This is a genomic window from Chromobacterium indicum, assembly GCF_039708975.1.
Taxonomy (GTDB): Bacteria; Pseudomonadota; Gammaproteobacteria; order Burkholderiales; family Chromobacteriaceae; genus Chromobacterium; species Chromobacterium piscinae.
Window position 1 is genome coordinate 67,099 of the sequence record NZ_JAYFSJ010000011.1, and the last position, 13,600, is coordinate 80,698.

Annotated in this window: 13 protein-coding genes; 4 read left to right on the forward strand and 9 right to left on the reverse strand. The window is 64.7% G+C overall.

Annotation, left to right across the window (positions count from 1 at the left end; all coding sequences use genetic code 11):
- Positions 1 to 6: 6 nt before the first annotated feature.
- Both VA599_RS15910 and VA599_RS15915 read right to left on the reverse strand, forming a co-directional pair.
- Positions 7 to 1,476 carry an ArnT family glycosyltransferase gene (locus tag VA599_RS15910; protein WP_346789460.1) on the reverse strand — a complete coding sequence of 490 codons (1,470 nt, stop codon included), beginning with the start codon at positions 1,474 to 1,476 and terminating at the stop codon, positions 7 to 9.
- 131 nt (positions 1,477 to 1,607) lie between these two features.
- Positions 1,608 to 2,981 carry a peptide MFS transporter gene (locus VA599_RS15915; RefSeq protein WP_021478138.1) on the reverse strand — a complete coding sequence of 458 codons (1,374 nt, stop codon included), beginning with the start codon at positions 2,979 to 2,981 and terminating at the stop codon, positions 1,608 to 1,610.
- 579 nt (positions 2,982 to 3,560) lie between these two features.
- On the opposite strand from VA599_RS15915, the gene VA599_RS15920 reads away from it, so the two are divergent.
- A complete protein-coding gene (locus tag VA599_RS15920; RefSeq protein ID WP_346789462.1) occupies positions 3,561 to 4,946 on the forward strand; it encodes a tryptophanase in 1,386 nt (461 codons plus the stop codon).
- Positions 4,947 to 4,995: 49 nt separating this feature from the next.
- Here VA599_RS15920 and VA599_RS15925 read toward each other — a convergent pair whose 3' ends face one another.
- Positions 4,996 to 5,616, reverse strand: coding sequence for a glutathione S-transferase family protein (locus VA599_RS15925; protein WP_346789464.1), 621 nt, complete (start codon positions 5,614 to 5,616; stop codon positions 4,996 to 4,998).
- Positions 5,617 to 5,799: 183 nt separating this feature from the next.
- Positions 5,800 to 6,375, reverse strand: a complete 576-nt coding sequence (locus VA599_RS15930; protein ID WP_346789465.1) for a class I SAM-dependent methyltransferase — start codon at positions 6,373 to 6,375, stop codon at positions 5,800 to 5,802.
- 137 nt (positions 6,376 to 6,512) lie between these two features.
- Between VA599_RS15930 and VA599_RS15935 the strand changes: the two genes are divergently transcribed.
- The gene (locus VA599_RS15935; RefSeq protein WP_346789466.1) at positions 6,513 to 6,989 is read left to right on the forward strand and encodes a YbaK/prolyl-tRNA synthetase associated domain-containing protein; all 477 of its coding nucleotides are present in this window, start codon (positions 6,513 to 6,515) and stop codon (positions 6,987 to 6,989) included.
- Complete coding sequence (locus VA599_RS15940; protein ID WP_231163072.1) at positions 6,989 to 7,333, forward strand: hypothetical protein; 345 nt, start codon at positions 6,989 to 6,991, stop codon at positions 7,331 to 7,333. The genes VA599_RS15935 and VA599_RS15940 overlap by 1 nt, the downstream gene beginning before the upstream one ends.
- 12 nt (positions 7,334 to 7,345) lie before the next feature.
- Here VA599_RS15940 and VA599_RS15945 read toward each other — a convergent pair whose 3' ends face one another.
- Positions 7,346 to 9,022, reverse strand: coding sequence for an SgrR family transcriptional regulator (locus VA599_RS15945; RefSeq protein WP_346789467.1), 1,677 nt, complete (start codon positions 9,020 to 9,022; stop codon positions 7,346 to 7,348).
- Between the two features lie 90 nt (positions 9,023 to 9,112).
- On the opposite strand from VA599_RS15945, the gene VA599_RS15950 reads away from it, so the two are divergent.
- On the forward strand, positions 9,113 to 10,318 hold the full coding sequence (locus tag VA599_RS15950) for an MFS transporter (RefSeq protein WP_346789468.1): 1,206 nt from the start codon (positions 9,113 to 9,115) through the stop codon (positions 10,316 to 10,318).
- A gap of 70 nt (positions 10,319 to 10,388) precedes the next feature.
- On the opposite strand, the gene VA599_RS15955 is transcribed toward VA599_RS15950, so the two are convergent.
- The 4 genes from VA599_RS15955 to VA599_RS15970 form a co-directional block, all read right to left on the reverse strand.
- A complete protein-coding gene (locus VA599_RS15955) occupies positions 10,389 to 10,922 on the reverse strand; it encodes a FixH family protein (protein WP_346789469.1) in 534 nt (177 codons plus the stop codon).
- Position 10,923: 1 nt separating this feature from the next.
- Complete coding sequence (gene ccoG, locus VA599_RS15960; RefSeq protein WP_346789471.1) at positions 10,924 to 12,357, reverse strand: cytochrome c oxidase accessory protein CcoG; 1,434 nt, start codon at positions 12,355 to 12,357, stop codon at positions 10,924 to 10,926.
- A gap of 122 nt (positions 12,358 to 12,479) precedes the next feature.
- A complete protein-coding gene (gene ccoP, locus VA599_RS15965; protein ID WP_104946330.1) occupies positions 12,480 to 13,409 on the reverse strand; it encodes a cytochrome-c oxidase, cbb3-type subunit III in 930 nt (309 codons plus the stop codon).
- Positions 13,406 to 13,597 carry a cbb3-type cytochrome oxidase subunit 3 gene (locus VA599_RS15970; protein WP_021478126.1) on the reverse strand — a complete coding sequence of 64 codons (192 nt, stop codon included), beginning with the start codon at positions 13,595 to 13,597 and terminating at the stop codon, positions 13,406 to 13,408. The genes ccoP and VA599_RS15970 overlap by 4 nt, the downstream gene beginning before the upstream one ends.
- Positions 13,598 to 13,600 lie beyond the last annotated feature (3 nt).

Sequence of the window (13,600 nt, forward strand, 5' to 3'; positions counted from 1 at the left end):
GCGCTTTCACTGGGCCGCGGCCGGTTTCAGCAGCAGCATTCGGTCCTTCATCACCGGGAACTCCCCGGCCTTGGCGTAGCCCGCGGCGATGGCTGGCGGCAGGCTGGCGAGGTCGCGCTGCTCGGTGACGATCCAGCTGCCCGGATGCGCGGCAAGCTGCGGAGCCAGCGCATGGGCGTCGGCGGTGGTGCGTACCTTGCCCTGGCTGTAGAACTCGGCGGAGAACTCGCGGCGGCTATCCCAGTAGAATAGCCGGGCCTGTTGCGCCGGCTGCTGCTGGAGCCAGGCCGCGATCACCGGCTTCTGGGTGCGGAAGTAACGGGCGCCGTCATGCCATTGCAGGCCGATGGCGGCCAGCACCAGCGCGCCGGAGGACAGCGCGAGCCACGGCAGCGCGCGGCCGGAGCGCTCATGGCGGCCGCGATGCCACAGCTCAGCCATGAGCAGCGCCGCGCCGGGCAGCATCGGCAGCGAGTACGGGAAGATGATGTTGCCGGACATTGTGAAGAACAGCAGCGTCATCACCGTCCACAGCGAAACGTAGAGCAGCCAGCCGTCGTTTTCGCCGGCGCGGACGATGGCCGGCAGCCGGCGCGCGCGGCAGGCCAGCCAGGCCAGCATGGCGATGGACCACGGGAACAGCGCGCCCAGCGCGTACGGCCAGATCATGCCGCGCGGCGTGGCGTGGGCGAAGCCGTACTTGTCGCCCTTCCAGCCGGAATCGAGGAAGCGGCTGACGTGCTCGCCCATGATGAAGTAGTTGAGGAAGCCCGGCGTGCGGATTTCCGCCCAGGCGTACCAGGGCAGGGCGATGGCGGCGGCCAAGAGCGTGCCGGAGATCCACGGCAGCTCGCGCCACAGCGCTTTCCATTGATTGCGGATCAGCACCCAGAAGAAGATCGGCATGCCCACCAGTACCACGGCCAGAGGACCCTTGGCCAACAGGCCCAGGCCCAGGCCGGCGAAGAAGGCGTAGCGCCAGATCCGGCCGCCGCCGTTCATCGCGTGCCAGAAGGCCACCTGGCTCAGCGCCACGCAGAACATCAGCGAGGGGTCGGTCATCACCGTGCCGGCAGCGCCGTAGAACAGCAGGCCGCCGGCCAGCATCAGCGCGGCGGCCATCGCCGCGTCGCTGCCGGCGCGGCGGCGCATCAGATCGGCCGTCAGCCACAGCGCGCCCAGCGCCAGCAGCAGCGCCGGCAGGCGGGCGGCGAATTCATTGACGCCGAACAGGCCCATGCTGGCCGCGGACAGCCAGGTGGACAGCGGCGGCTTGGCCCAGAACGGCACGCCGTAGTCGTGCAGCGGCGTCACCCAGTTGCCGGTTTCCAGCATCTTGCGGGCGATCTCGGCGTAGCGCGCCTCTGTGGTGTCGGTGAGCGGGATCGCCCACATCGCCAGCAGGCGGATGGCCAGCAGCGCCAGCAAGGCGTAGCCGGCCGCCTTCCGCCAGGAAGAAGTTGCAGCGGTATTCATCCGTAAACTTGTTTTCAAAACGGGGTAGAGGATCGGCGCAAGGCTATCACAGACCGGGATCGGCGTCTGCCGTCCCGCCAGCGAAAACGCCGCCCGGAGGCGGCGTTGGCTTGGGTGAGGCAAGCGGCGGATCAGCGGCCGTGCATCATTTTCTTCAGCACCGAGGACAGCCCGAACAGCACCAGCGAGCTGGCGCCGGCCATCATCACGAACAGCATGAAGAAGTCGTGCAGATTGGTGACCGCGTAGCCGAGGAAATGCGGCACCGGCTTGGCCGGATCCGGATACAGCTCGGACAGCGTGCCGGCGAACTTGTTGGCGGCTGCGTTGGACAGGAACCAGATGCCCATCATCAAGCCGGTGAAGCGGGCCGGGGACAGCTTCACCACCAGCGACAGGCCGATCGGCGACAGGCTCAGTTCGCCGAAGGTGTGCAGCACGTACAGGCTGACCAGCCACAGCATGCTGACCTTGACGCCCGGCGCCAAGCCGTCGACGCCGAAGGCGATCACCAGATAGCCGAGCGCCAGGAAGAACAGGCCCAGCGCCATCTTGGCCGGCGACGACGGCTCCATGCCCTTGCTGCCTAGCTTGGTCCAGATCCAGGCGAAGATCGGCGCGAAGATCACCACCGACACCGGGTTCAGCGACTGGAAGAACGAGGCCGGGATCACGTAGCCCATCAGGTTGCGGTTGGTCTGTTCTTCGGCGAAGAAGGTCAGCGAGGCGCCGGCCTGCTCGAATGCGGACCAGAAGAAGATCACGAAGGCGGACACGATCAGGATCACCGCCAGGCGCTGCTTCTCGATGCGGGTCAGCGGCTCGTGCACCACTTTTTCGCCGCTGTCGTGATGGCGTTTGGGCGCCAGGCCGATCGGCTTGCCTTCCGGCGTCACCAGATATTTGTTCTTGAACAGGGTGAACACAACCAGCGACAGCAGCATGCCGAAGCCGGCGGCCATGAAGCCCCACTTGAAGTCGCCCGGATTGCCGGTATCGCCCAGGGTGCCGCACACCAGCGGCGCGATCAGCGAGCCGGTGTTGATGCCCATGTAGAAGATGGTGAAGGCGGAGTCGACGCGCTTGTCGCCCGGGGCGTACAGCTGGCCCACCATCGACGAGATGTTCGGTTTGAACAGGCCGTTGCCGGCGATCAGGAAACCCAGGCCGCCGTACAGCAGCCAAGAGGCGGCGGCGACGTTGGTTTCATGCATCGAGCCGGAGAAGAACAGCATGAATTGGCCGATGGCCATCAGCACGCCGCCGGCCAGGATGGAGCGGCGGTTGCCCCAGTAGCGGTCGGCGATGTAGCCGCCGACCAGCGGGGTGAGATACACCAGGCCAGTGTAGGTGCCGTAGATATCCGAGGCATGGGCCTTGTCGAACAGCAGCGCCTTGATCATGTAAAGCGTGAAGATGGCGCGCATGCCGTAGTAGCTGAAGCGCTCCCACATCTCCGTCACAAAGAGCAGATAGAGCCCTTTGGGATGCGATTGTGTAGACATAAGGGTTTCCTTCGAGTGACTTGAGATATCACCAGCAACGAGCGGTGTTTTTGTTTTTTATGCATGCCTTGGATTTTGTAGGCAGCGCAAGATCATATCGATTAAATGTTGAGATGTGAAATTTTTTTTAAGCCATATCAATTACATTGTAATAAATGGAGCAAATACTTTTCTTTGGCGATGATTTTTTGCTAGTTAATACTCTAGGCATGATGAGTTTATTGCATAGTGGTTATTGTTGACTGTATACAAATCAATGGCGAGATGGTTTTTGTTAGTTATTGATTGTTGCGCAGTCAGACAATCCTGCCCTATCTTGAAGATACGCCCGCGTCCGGGCGACCATGCAACTGCCTCAAGGTGTGGCGATGAATATCGAACCCCATGCTGGCCAGGCGCTGACTCACCTCAATGGCCTGCGCCCCAATTGGTACACCGTCGACATCATTCTGACGTTCGACTTCCCGCGCGCCTGATCTCCTCCGGCAATCGTTTCCCTATTTGTTTCGACCGCATGACGGTCCGCCGCCGCTTCGCCCGCGCTCGTCCGGGCGGCGCGGCCGCGCCGAGGAGAAGATCATGGCACGACGCATTCCCGAACCTTTCCGCATCAAGATGGTGGAGCCCATCCGGCAAACCACGCCGTCAGACCGTCGCCTGGCGCTGGCCGACGCTGGCTGGAATCCCTTCCTGTTGAAAGCCGAGGATGTCTACATCGACCTGCTGACAGACAGCGGCACTGGCGCGATGTCCGATCGCCAATGGGCCGGCCTGATGATGGGCGACGAGGCCTATGCCGGCAGCCGCAATTTCCTGCGCCTGGCCGACACGGTTCGGGAGCTGTTCGGCTACGCGCACACCATCCCCACTCACCAGGGGCGCGGCGCGGAGCAGATCCTGTTTCCGGAACTGGTGAAGCGTTGCCGGGGCGAGCGACCAGTGTTCCTGTCCAACTTCCATTTCGATACCACCAAGGCCCATGTCGAGCTGGCGGGCGCCCGCGCGGTCAACGTGCTGACGCCGCAGGCGCTGGACACCGGCACGGCATACGATTGGAAGGGAGACTTCGACCTGGCGCGGCTGGGGCAGATCATCGCGGCCGAGGGCGACAACGTCGCCGCCGTCATCATCACCATCACTTGCAACAGCGCCGGCGGCCAGCCGGTGTCGATGGCCAATATCCGCGCGGCCAGCGAGCTGGCGCGCTCGCGCGGCATTCCGGTGGTGATCGACGCCGCCCGCTTCGCCGAGAACGCCTGGTTCATCCGCGAGCGCGATCCGGCCTATGCCGGCGCTTCCATACTGGCCATCGCGCGCGAAATGTTCAGCCATGGCGACATGTTCACGATGTCGGCCAAGAAGGATGCGCTGGTCAATATCGGCGGACTGTGCTGCTTCAAGGACGACGAGGCGCTGTTCCGCGAGGTGCAGGTGCGTTGCGTGCCGATGGAGGGCTTCGTCACCTACGGCGGTTTGGCGGGCCGCGACATGGAGGCGTTGGCGATAGGGTTGAGGGAAGGGCTGGACGACGCTTTCCTGGACTACCGCATCGGCCAGGTCGCCTACCTGGGCGAGCGGCTGCGCGAAGGCGGGGTGCCTATCCAGTATCCGACCGGCGGCCATGCCGTTTTCGTCGACGCCGCGCGCCTGCTGCCGCATATTCCGGCCGAGCGGTTTCCCGCGCACGCGCTGGCCTGCGAGCTGTATCTGGAAGGCGGCGTCCGGGCGGTGGAGATCGGTTCGCTGCTGCTGGGCCGAAATCCGCAGACCGGCCAGCAGGAACCGTCGCCGTTCGAGTTGATGCGTCTGACGATACCGCGCCGGGTGTATACCAATGATCACATGGACTACATCGCCGACTGTCTGATCGAGGTGAAACAGCGCGCGGCGGCGGTGAAAGGGCTGGCCTTCGACTACGAGCCGCCGATACTGCGGCACTTCACCGCGCGGCTGAGGCCGGCGTAGCGCTTGCGGGCGGGAGGCTGCGAGTCCGCCTCCCGCGCATGGCTGGCGTTTACGCCTTGATTGCCTGCCACTGGGCGGCCTGCTCGGCGGCGCGCAGCAGGGCCGGCCGGTTTTTCAGTCCATCCCAGTAAGCGACCAGTTCGGGCCAGTCGCGCATATTGCCGAACTCGATGCCATAGCCTATCGTGCGGCCGACATACACGTCGGCGGCGCTGAAGCGGTCTCCAGCGAGATAGCGGCGGCCGGCGACGGCTTTGGCCAGGGTGTTCAGCGTCGCGTCGTATGAGCCGTAGCCGAACATCCGCTGTTGCTCCTGGGTGGGCGTGAAGCCCGCGGCCTGATTGGTCCAGGCATGCTCGACACAGCTGGCGGCGAAAAACAGCCAGCGATAATAATCGCCGCGTTCGGCGGGCGCGGGGGCGAGTCCGGCTTCGGGAAAGGCGTCGGCCAGATAGGCGCAGATGGCCGCGCCTTCGGTGACGACCTGATCGCCATGGCGGATGGCCGGCACCTTGCCCATCGGATTGATGGCCAGATACTCCGGCGCCTTCATCGAGGCGCCGTACTCCAGCAGCACCGGGCGGTAGGGCGCGCCCACTTCTTCCAGCATCCAGTGCACGATATTGCCCCGCGATTGCGGGTTGGTATAGAAGACAAGCTCTTTCGACATGATCTTCAGCCTTTCAGTACGGTGGTTGCGGCTAGGACGCGGATGGCGGAACGCCAGTTTTCGCAGCCGTCCGGCTATGCATGATGCATGTCTGGCGGATGGCGGGCAAGCGGCTTGCACGGCTGGGCGGCTGGGCGGAGATGCGCCCGGGCAGGTCCCGGATCGGGATGGGTGGAGCGAGCGTCAGCCGGCGAAAGCCGGTTTGCGGATGCGCATCACGAAAGTACAGTCGCCGATCACGTTGTAGAAGTTCTGCACCGCCAGCGTGATGTCATCCTCGGTGAGCTGGCCGCCGTTGAAGCGGCTGGCCCAGGGCTCCAGTATCTTCACATCCGACGATTCCAGCGCCCAGTCGACATTCAGATAAATACCCAGCGGGGTGCTGGAGCCGCCTTCCTGGATGCTTTGGCGGTTCAGCTCCTGGTTGAACATTTGCAGGCCCATCGCCGTGATCGGCCGCACATGGGTGGGATCGGCCAGGTAGTTGTCGCTGCGCGGATGCGGCACGGTGATGGTGATGCGGGCATCCGGCGCGCATACCCGGTACAACTCCTTGATGATGCCCAGATAGGTGTCGGTATCGGCGCCCAGATGCTCCAGCACGTGGCTCATCACGATCTCGTCCACCGATCCGTCGGCCCAGGGCCAGGGGAATCGCTCCAGGTCGACCACCTGGTCTGGCTGGCAAGCAGCCTGAGAGTCGACATTGATGAAGCCGGTCCGTTTGTCGTGGCCGCAGCCGAGGTTCAGTTTGAGCATGGGAGGCATGGATGGGGACGAGGTTTGCAGTGTAGAGGCTTGGCGGCTTGGGCAACAAGCGGCATTCGGGGCTTGTCCATCCGCTTTCCGGCCTCATGTTGTTTGGAACGATCCAGTATTTGCGGGAGGCGCTGACCGTGTTTGAACGTTTGCGGAATATATTGGAACAGGGCCAGGCCCGCTTCCGGGTGATAGAACATCCATCCGAGGGCAATTCGCACAAGGTGGCCGAAATACGCGGCACCGAGGTGGGGCAGGGAGCCAAGGCGATGCTGTGCAAGGTGGCGGACGCGCCTGGCCGGTTCGTGCTGGCGGTGCTGCCCGGCGACGAGCGGGTGGATTTCGCCAAGGTGGCCGCCGCCGTCGGCGCGCGCAAGGTGAAGCTGGCCGACGCGGCTGACGCCGAGGCCGCCACCGGCTGCGTGATCGGCTCCATCCCGCCGTTCAGCTTCGATCCGTCCATCCGGCTGGTGGTCGACCCGCAGCTGTTGGCGCGCTACCGGGAAATCGCGTTCAACGCCGGCCGGCTGGACGCGTCCATCGTGCTGGACGGCGACGATTACCGCCGTCTGGCGCAACCGCTGCTGGCGGACATCCGCAAGGAGAGCGCTTGATGGCCGACGCGAGCGAGCCGCTGGCTGGCTATGCGCGGGCGATCATGGGCGGCGCCGGCGCGGAGCGCATCGTCGGCCGCGAGGATAGGCAGGACAGCTGGCGCGAGGCCGATTGCGAGGTGACGCTGCGGGAGCGGGTGTACCGTTTCGACAACGGCGTGGCGATCCGCCGCAGCATCGAGGTGGACGATTACCCTAGCGAATTGGCCTGCGCCGAGAGCTGGATCACCTATGAAGTGCTGGAGCTGGGCGGCTCGCCGGGCATAGAGCCGATGCGCAAAAGCTTCGACAACGGCTGCCGCGAGGCTTTCTGGCTGCGTTATCACTCGGACGCCGCCATCTGAGCCAGGGCTTGCTCAGAGCGGGGGAGCCAGCCACGCTTTGCCGAAGTCCATCCAGCCGCACTGCGCCAGCGTGACGCCCCGCAGCTGCGGCGCGAATTCCATCGTCTGAACATGATGCCGCAGCGGAATCAGGCTGGCTTCCTCCACCAGCTCGCGCGCCAGCGCTTCGTAGCCTTGCCAGCGCCGCTCCGCATCGGGCTCCATCGCCAGTCTTCTTTCCGTTAGCCGGATTTTTTGTCGAGTCCCTTCTTCCAGCCAATGGCGGTAGCCGGCATCCTGGCACAGCCATTGGTAGACGCCGAAATCCACATCGTCGGCCATCACTTCGCCGGTCAGCAGCAGGTCGGCGTCGTCCAGCCAGTCGTAGCGGGCGAAGTCGGGGTAGGGCATCACCGTCAACTCGATCCGGCAGCCGGCGTCCCGCAGCCGGCGCGCCACGGCCTCGGCCAATTCGATGTGAGCCGGCAGCTGATAGGTGGCCAACCGCAATGTCGCGGGCAGCCGCGGTGGCGGCGCTTGGGCGGGAAGTGGCCGGTGCCGCCATTGCGGCAGCATGCCGAGAGCCGCTTCGTCGGGCTGCGCGGCCTGCCAGATGGCGGGGTGCAGCCAGTCGGCCAGCGCTTGCCGTTGAGTGGCGTCCAGCCGGGCCGGATTCGCCGCCAGATAGCTGCAGCCGGCTTCCAGCTGGCGCAGCGACGGTTGGCTGCTGGGTTCATCAGGGTGGCAGAAGCGGGCGTCCAGCCGCGCCCGCACGTCCGGGTCGTCGACGACCCATATGTCCACCGTGTCCAGCAGCGGCCTTTCCTTCCAGTGGCGGTCGAAGGCGCGCAGCGTGGCGCGGTAGTCGTTGTTGGCTTCCAGCTTGAACGCGCCGGTGCCGATGGGAAAGCGGCCAAAGTCCGCTCGCGTCCAGCAATCGCGCGGCAGGATGGAGGCGGCGCTGTCGGCCAGCCGACGCGGCAGCAGCGCGTCGGGGCGGGCTAGGCGGATGTCCACGGTCAATGGCGCGGGCAAGGCCACGTTTTCCAGATGCGATAGCAGCTCCTGGTGGGGGCCGGCTTTGTCGCGCAAGCGGAGCAAGGTTTGGCGGACGTCTTCGCCATCCAGCGTTCGGCCATGGTGGAAGGCGACGCCGGGGCGCAGATGGAAGCGCCAGTTTCGCCAATCGCCGTCATGGCTCCAATGGTGGGCCAGAGCGGGGACGATCTTCTCCTCGCCGCGGTCGTAGCGGGTGAGGCCGTCGAAGATCTGGCGGATCAGGTGGCATTCGGTGCGGCGGTTGATCCGGACCGGGTCCAGGCTGTGCAGCGGCCGGTAGAAGGGCAGGCGCAGCGTTTGCGGTTCGGCCGGCGGGAGGCCGAGATAGGCCGGCAGCAGATCGGCCACTTGGCGCCGCGCGGCGGCGGGCAGCAGCCGCATCGCTTTTTCGATGTCGCCATCGGCCAGATGGCCGCGCACCGCGTCCGTCTCCAGCTGGCCGGCCGGCGCGAGCAGGCGCAGCCGCGACGCATGGCCGCGCCCCAGCCCCGGCTGCCATTGCAGCCAGCCGTTTTCCGCCATGCTTTGCATCAGCTCGCGGGCATGGCGCGGGCTGCAATGCAGGGCGGCGGCGATGTCGGCCAGCCGCGCCGGGCCGTCGTGCGCGGGGAAGGCTTGGCTCAGGCGCTGGTAGTGTTGGAGCAGGCGCATAAAAGGGGAAGAATGGTTTTTAAATGTTCCATTTTTGTCTCCGCTTTTGTGCCGGATACTGCCGCTTCTGTCAAATGTCATGGAGCGCGCATGTCCGCGGTTTCTTCTTCTTCCTTGTGGCGGCAGCCGGTGTTTACCGGCCTGTTCGCTTCCACCGCGCTGCTGGCGCTGGGCGGCCAGATTTACCAGTTGGCGCTGCCGCTGATCCTGTACGAGCTGACGCATTCCTTGGCGGCGATGAGCAATCTGCGCGCGGTGGAGTTCCTGCCTAATCTGCTGTTGGCGGCCTTCATCGGCGTGTGGGTGGACCGGGTGTGCCGCCGCAGCTGGGCGCAGCGGGCCTTGCTGGCGATGGCCGCATTGCTAGGCGTCTGCGCGCTGGCGCTGGCCGGCGGCGGAATGGCCGCGTGGCTGTTCTATCCGCTGACTTTCTGCGTGATGCTGTGCAACTACGTGACCGCCATCTGCCGGATGGCCCTGGTGAAGGAGAGCGTGCCGGCGGCGCAACTGGTGCAGGCCAACGGTTATCTAGGCACTTTGTCCGATGTGTTCGCCGTCAGCGGGCCAATGCTGTCCGGCCTGCTGATCGCCTGGGCCAGCCCGCACTGGAGCCTGGGCGCGCCGGCGCTGATGTTTTTGTTGTCCGCGCTGCTGATGGCCAGGGTGCCGGCGCAAGCGCTGCGGCGGAGCGGCGAGCGGCGTTTCTTGGCGGAGCTGGCCGCCGGCTGGCGGGCGCTGCGCGGCAATCCGGCGCTGTGGCAATTGAGCTGGGTGGTGGTGCTGGCCAATGGCGCGGCCGGCGTCGCCGAGGTGTTGTTCCTGTTCCGCGCCCGCGACCAGCTGGGCTTTTCTCCCGGGCAATTGGGGCTGTTGTTTGGCTGCGCCGGCGCGGGCGGCATTGTGGCCGGCTTATGCGTGGCGCGGGTGAGGAAGGCGCTGGGCCTGGGATGGATGATTTGCCTGGCGCTGCTGCTGGAGGCGGCCGGCATGGCGGCGCAGGCGTGGTTTGACGATATGCGGTGGCTGGCGGCGGCGATGGCTTTGCAGAGCTTCGTCGTGGTGTGCGGCAATGTCGGCGTGTGGAGCTACCGCCAGGAGGCGACGCCGACTGAGCTGATCGGCCGCGTGTCCGGGCTGACCGGCTCCTTGTTCAAACTGTTGATGCCGCTGGCGCTGGCCTTGGGCGGCATGCTGTCGGCGGGGATGCCGTTGCGGGATTTGATGCTGGCGACGGCGGCGTGGCAGGCGGGAGCGGGGCTGCTGTGCTGGCTCAGCCGGGTGAGGGCGGTGGCGTAGTTCCGGATCGCGCGGCGGCCGGGCAAAGAAAACGGCCCGCAGACGGGCCGTTTCGATTCCAGCATGGCGCTCAGTGCTCGACCGGTTCCAGATGCGGCTGGCCCAGCATCGCCATTTGTCCCGAGCCCGGCTTCCACTCGCCTTGGATCCGCCATTTTTTGTCATGGTCTTCCAACTGCACGTACCAGTGGTTGGCGTTGACCGGGATCTTGGGCAGGATGCCCTGGTACAGATTGGGGCCGGCCATGGTCATTACCGCGGACAGGTCGTAATCGTCCTGGGCCGGGTGGATCATGCTCAGCGACAGGGTGTCGGGCAGTTTGACCTTGCTGGCGGTGACCAGGCGCAGGCTGCGGCCGTCGCTGCCGAACATCAGCTGGGCGGACAATCCCATCTGGGCGGCTGCCTTGTCGCGGCGCAGCTCCATATTGATCGCCTTGCCCTTCTTGTAATAGTCGTCGGTGACCAGGCCGTCGTCGGACTTGATCGCCGCCATCAGGAAGAAGATGCCGACGACGACGGATATCGCCGGCAGACCGAACAATATCCAGGGCCAGGGTTCTTTATACCAGGGGCGGGACGGGTGGTGGGCGGTGTGCTGCATGTCATTCTCCGATGAAGCTGGATTTTTCTTCTACCCGCAGCGAGGGATCGCCGGCGGATTCTACGATGAAGCGGATCGGGTGGCTGCCCTTGGTCGCGTACTGCGGGTCGGCCTCCACGTGCACGGTGGCGCTGTCGGTGGCGGCGGCGGGAATGGCCACCAGCGGCGTTTCGGTCTTGACTTTGATGTCGGGCAGGCCTTCGGCTGTGATGCGGAATTGCTGCGGACGTTCCGTGGTGTTGATGATCTTGATGATGTAGGTGTTTTCCAGCCAGCCTTCGTCGGTCTCGCGCACCAGCGAGGCGCGGTCGCGCAGGATGTCCACCTTGAACGGCTTGCGCATCGCCAGCGAGGTGACTGAAGCGATGATCACCGCGCTCAGCACCAGGATGTACAGCACCACGCGGGGCCGCTTCAGCCGCGACGCGATTTCCTTTTCCGGGTATTTCCCTTCCAGCGCATTCTCGGTGGTGTAGCGGATCAGGCCGCGGGGATAGCCCATCTTGTCCATCACTTCGTCGCAGGCGTCGATGCAGGCGGCGCAGCCTATGCATTCGTATTGCAGGCCGTTGCGGATGTCGATGCCCACCGGGCACACCTGCACGCAGATGCTGCAGTTGATGCAGGAACCCAGGCCTTGTTCCTTGGGGTCCGATCCCTTCTTGCGCGCGCCGCGCGGCTCGCCGCGGGCCTCGTCGTAGGAAATGATCAGCGTGTCGGCGTCGAACATCACGCTCTGGAAGCGGGCGTAGGGGCACATGTACTTGCACACCTGCTCGCGCATGAAGCCGGCGAACAGATAGGTGAAGCCGCCGTAGAAGAACATCCAGAACGTTTCCCACGGGCCGTAGCCGAAGCTGGGCATCGCCGCGACCAGGCTGCGCATCGGCGTGAAATAGCCGACCAGGGTGAAGCCGGTCCACAGCGAGAAGACGATCATGATGAAGTGTTTGGTCGATTTCAGCCTGAGCTTGCGCAAGCTCATCGGCGCGGCGTCCAGCTTGATGCGCTTGTTGCGGTCGCCCTCGATCCATTGTTCTATCCACAGCATGATCTCGGTGTACACCGTCTGCGGACAGGAATAGCCGCACCACAGCCGGCCGGCGATGGTGGTCCAGGTGAACAGGCCGAAGGCGCAGCACATCAACAGCGCGGCGAGGTAGACGAAGTCCTGCGGCCAGATGGTGAGGCCGAACAGGTAGAACTTGCGGTCCACCAGATCGAACAGCACCGCCTGGCGGCCGTTCCATTGCAGCCAGGGCAGGCCCAGGTAGACCAGCTGGGTGCCGAGCACGAACAGGATGCGGAGGTTGTTGAACATGCCTTTGGCGGCACGGACGTAGATTTTTTGGTGGGATTCGTACAGCGAGACGGTTTCGTTGTCCTGGCCGGCGCCTTCAACCTTGATCGGGATTTTCTTCAGCGATTCGGACATGTCGTTTTCCTGAAGAGGGTTTGGTGAAACTCACCGGTCGATGCGCTCTACCAAAGCCTCTGGGTGGGGGAGAGGCGAAGCGCGCCGCCCGCGCGGGGCGGACGGCGCGCCGGGCAAGGCGCTTACTGCTGCGCCTTGGGGTTGTTGGACAGGCTCCAGACGTAGGCGGCCAGCAGGTGTACCTTGCCTTCGCCGAGGAAATCCTTCCAGGCCGGCATCTGGCCGTTGCGGCCGTTGGTGATGGTCTCGATGATAGCCTTCTCGGTGCCGCCGTACAGCCAGCTGCCCGACGGATGGGTCAGGTTGGGCGCGCCCAGTTGCTGGTTGCCTTTGCCGTCCGGTCCGTGGCAGGTGGCGCACACCGCGGCGAAGGTTTCCTTGCCCCGGGCCGCGCGCTCCGCGTCGAACTTCTTCTTGTGTTCGGACAGCGACATCACGTAGTTGGCCACATCCTTGACCTTCTCCTCGCCGAAGGCCGCGCCCCAGGCCGGCATCTGGCCGTGGCGGCCATTCAGGATGGTGGTCTTGATGGTGTCCGGCTCGCCGCCGTAGATCCAGTCATGGCTCACCAGGTTGGGGAAGCCCTTGGCGCCGCGGGCATCCGCGCCGTGGCACTGCACACAGTAGGTCTGGAACAGGCGGCGGCCCATTTCCTGGGCTTTGGGGTCGGCGGCGACCGACTTCATATCCTGTTTCAGGTACTTGTCGTACAGCGGCTGGTATTTTTGCTCGGCGGCCTTGCTCTCGGCCTTGTACTGGTCGATCTGGGTCCAGCCGAAAGCGCCCTTGTAGTCGCCCAGGCCCGGGTACAGCACCAGGTAGACCACGCCGAAGATCAGCGTGATGTAGAACATCAGCATCCACCAGCGCGGCAGCGGGTTGTTGTACTCGGCCAGGTCGCCATCCCAGATGTGGCCGGTGATGTCGACTTCTTCGCCCTTTTTGACCGTGGTCTTGGATTGGGTGAACACCAGCAGCGTCAAGCCGATGATGCCGCCCAGCACGATCACGATAATCCAGATATTCCAGAAACCGCTTGTGAATTGACTCATTTTCTTGCTCCGTGGGCAGCCTCGTCATGCGGGGCTTGCTCTACCTTGTCGTCGTCCAGGAAGGGCAGGTTGGCCGCCTCCTCGTACCGGTTCTTGGAGCGTTTGCTGTAGGCCATGATCAACACCATGATGAAGAACGCGAAGCAGACCACGGTGAACAGCGAACGCCCGAAAGTGACCCAGTCCATGGC

What these genes read in the sequence shown, in the direction of transcription:
- VA599_RS15910 (WP_346789460.1), bottom strand. Translation starts at nt 1,476, where the DNA reads ATGAATACCGCTGCAACTTCTTCCTGGCGGAAGGCGGCCGGCTACGCC.
- VA599_RS15915 (WP_021478138.1), bottom strand. Translation starts at nt 2,981, where the DNA reads ATGTCTACACAATCGCATCCCAAAGGGCTCTATCTGCTCTTTGTGACG.
- VA599_RS15920 (WP_346789462.1), top strand. Translation starts at nt 3,561, where the DNA reads ATGGCACGACGCATTCCCGAACCTTTCCGCATCAAGATGGTGGAGCCC.
- VA599_RS15925 (WP_346789464.1), bottom strand. Translation starts at nt 5,616, where the DNA reads ATGTCGAAAGAGCTTGTCTTCTATACCAACCCGCAATCGCGGGGCAAT.
- VA599_RS15930 (WP_346789465.1), bottom strand. Translation starts at nt 6,375, where the DNA reads ATGCTCAAACTGAACCTCGGCTGCGGCCACGACAAACGGACCGGCTTC.
- VA599_RS15940 (WP_231163072.1), top strand. Translation starts at nt 6,989, where the DNA reads ATGGCCGACGCGAGCGAGCCGCTGGCTGGCTATGCGCGGGCGATCATG.
- VA599_RS15945 (WP_346789467.1), bottom strand. Translation starts at nt 9,022, where the DNA reads ATGCGCCTGCTCCAACACTACCAGCGCCTGAGCCAAGCCTTCCCCGCG.
- VA599_RS15950 (WP_346789468.1), top strand. Translation starts at nt 9,113, where the DNA reads ATGTCCGCGGTTTCTTCTTCTTCCTTGTGGCGGCAGCCGGTGTTTACC.
- VA599_RS15955 (WP_346789469.1), bottom strand. Translation starts at nt 10,922, where the DNA reads ATGCAGCACACCGCCCACCACCCGTCCCGCCCCTGGTATAAAGAACCC.
- ccoG (WP_346789471.1), bottom strand. Translation starts at nt 12,357, where the DNA reads ATGTCCGAATCGCTGAAGAAAATCCCGATCAAGGTTGAAGGCGCCGGC.
- ccoP (WP_104946330.1), bottom strand. Translation starts at nt 13,409, where the DNA reads ATGAGTCAATTCACAAGCGGTTTCTGGAATATCTGGATTATCGTGATC.
- VA599_RS15970 (WP_021478126.1), bottom strand. Translation starts at nt 13,597, where the DNA reads ATGGACTGGGTCACTTTCGGGCGTTCGCTGTTCACCGTGGTCTGCTTC.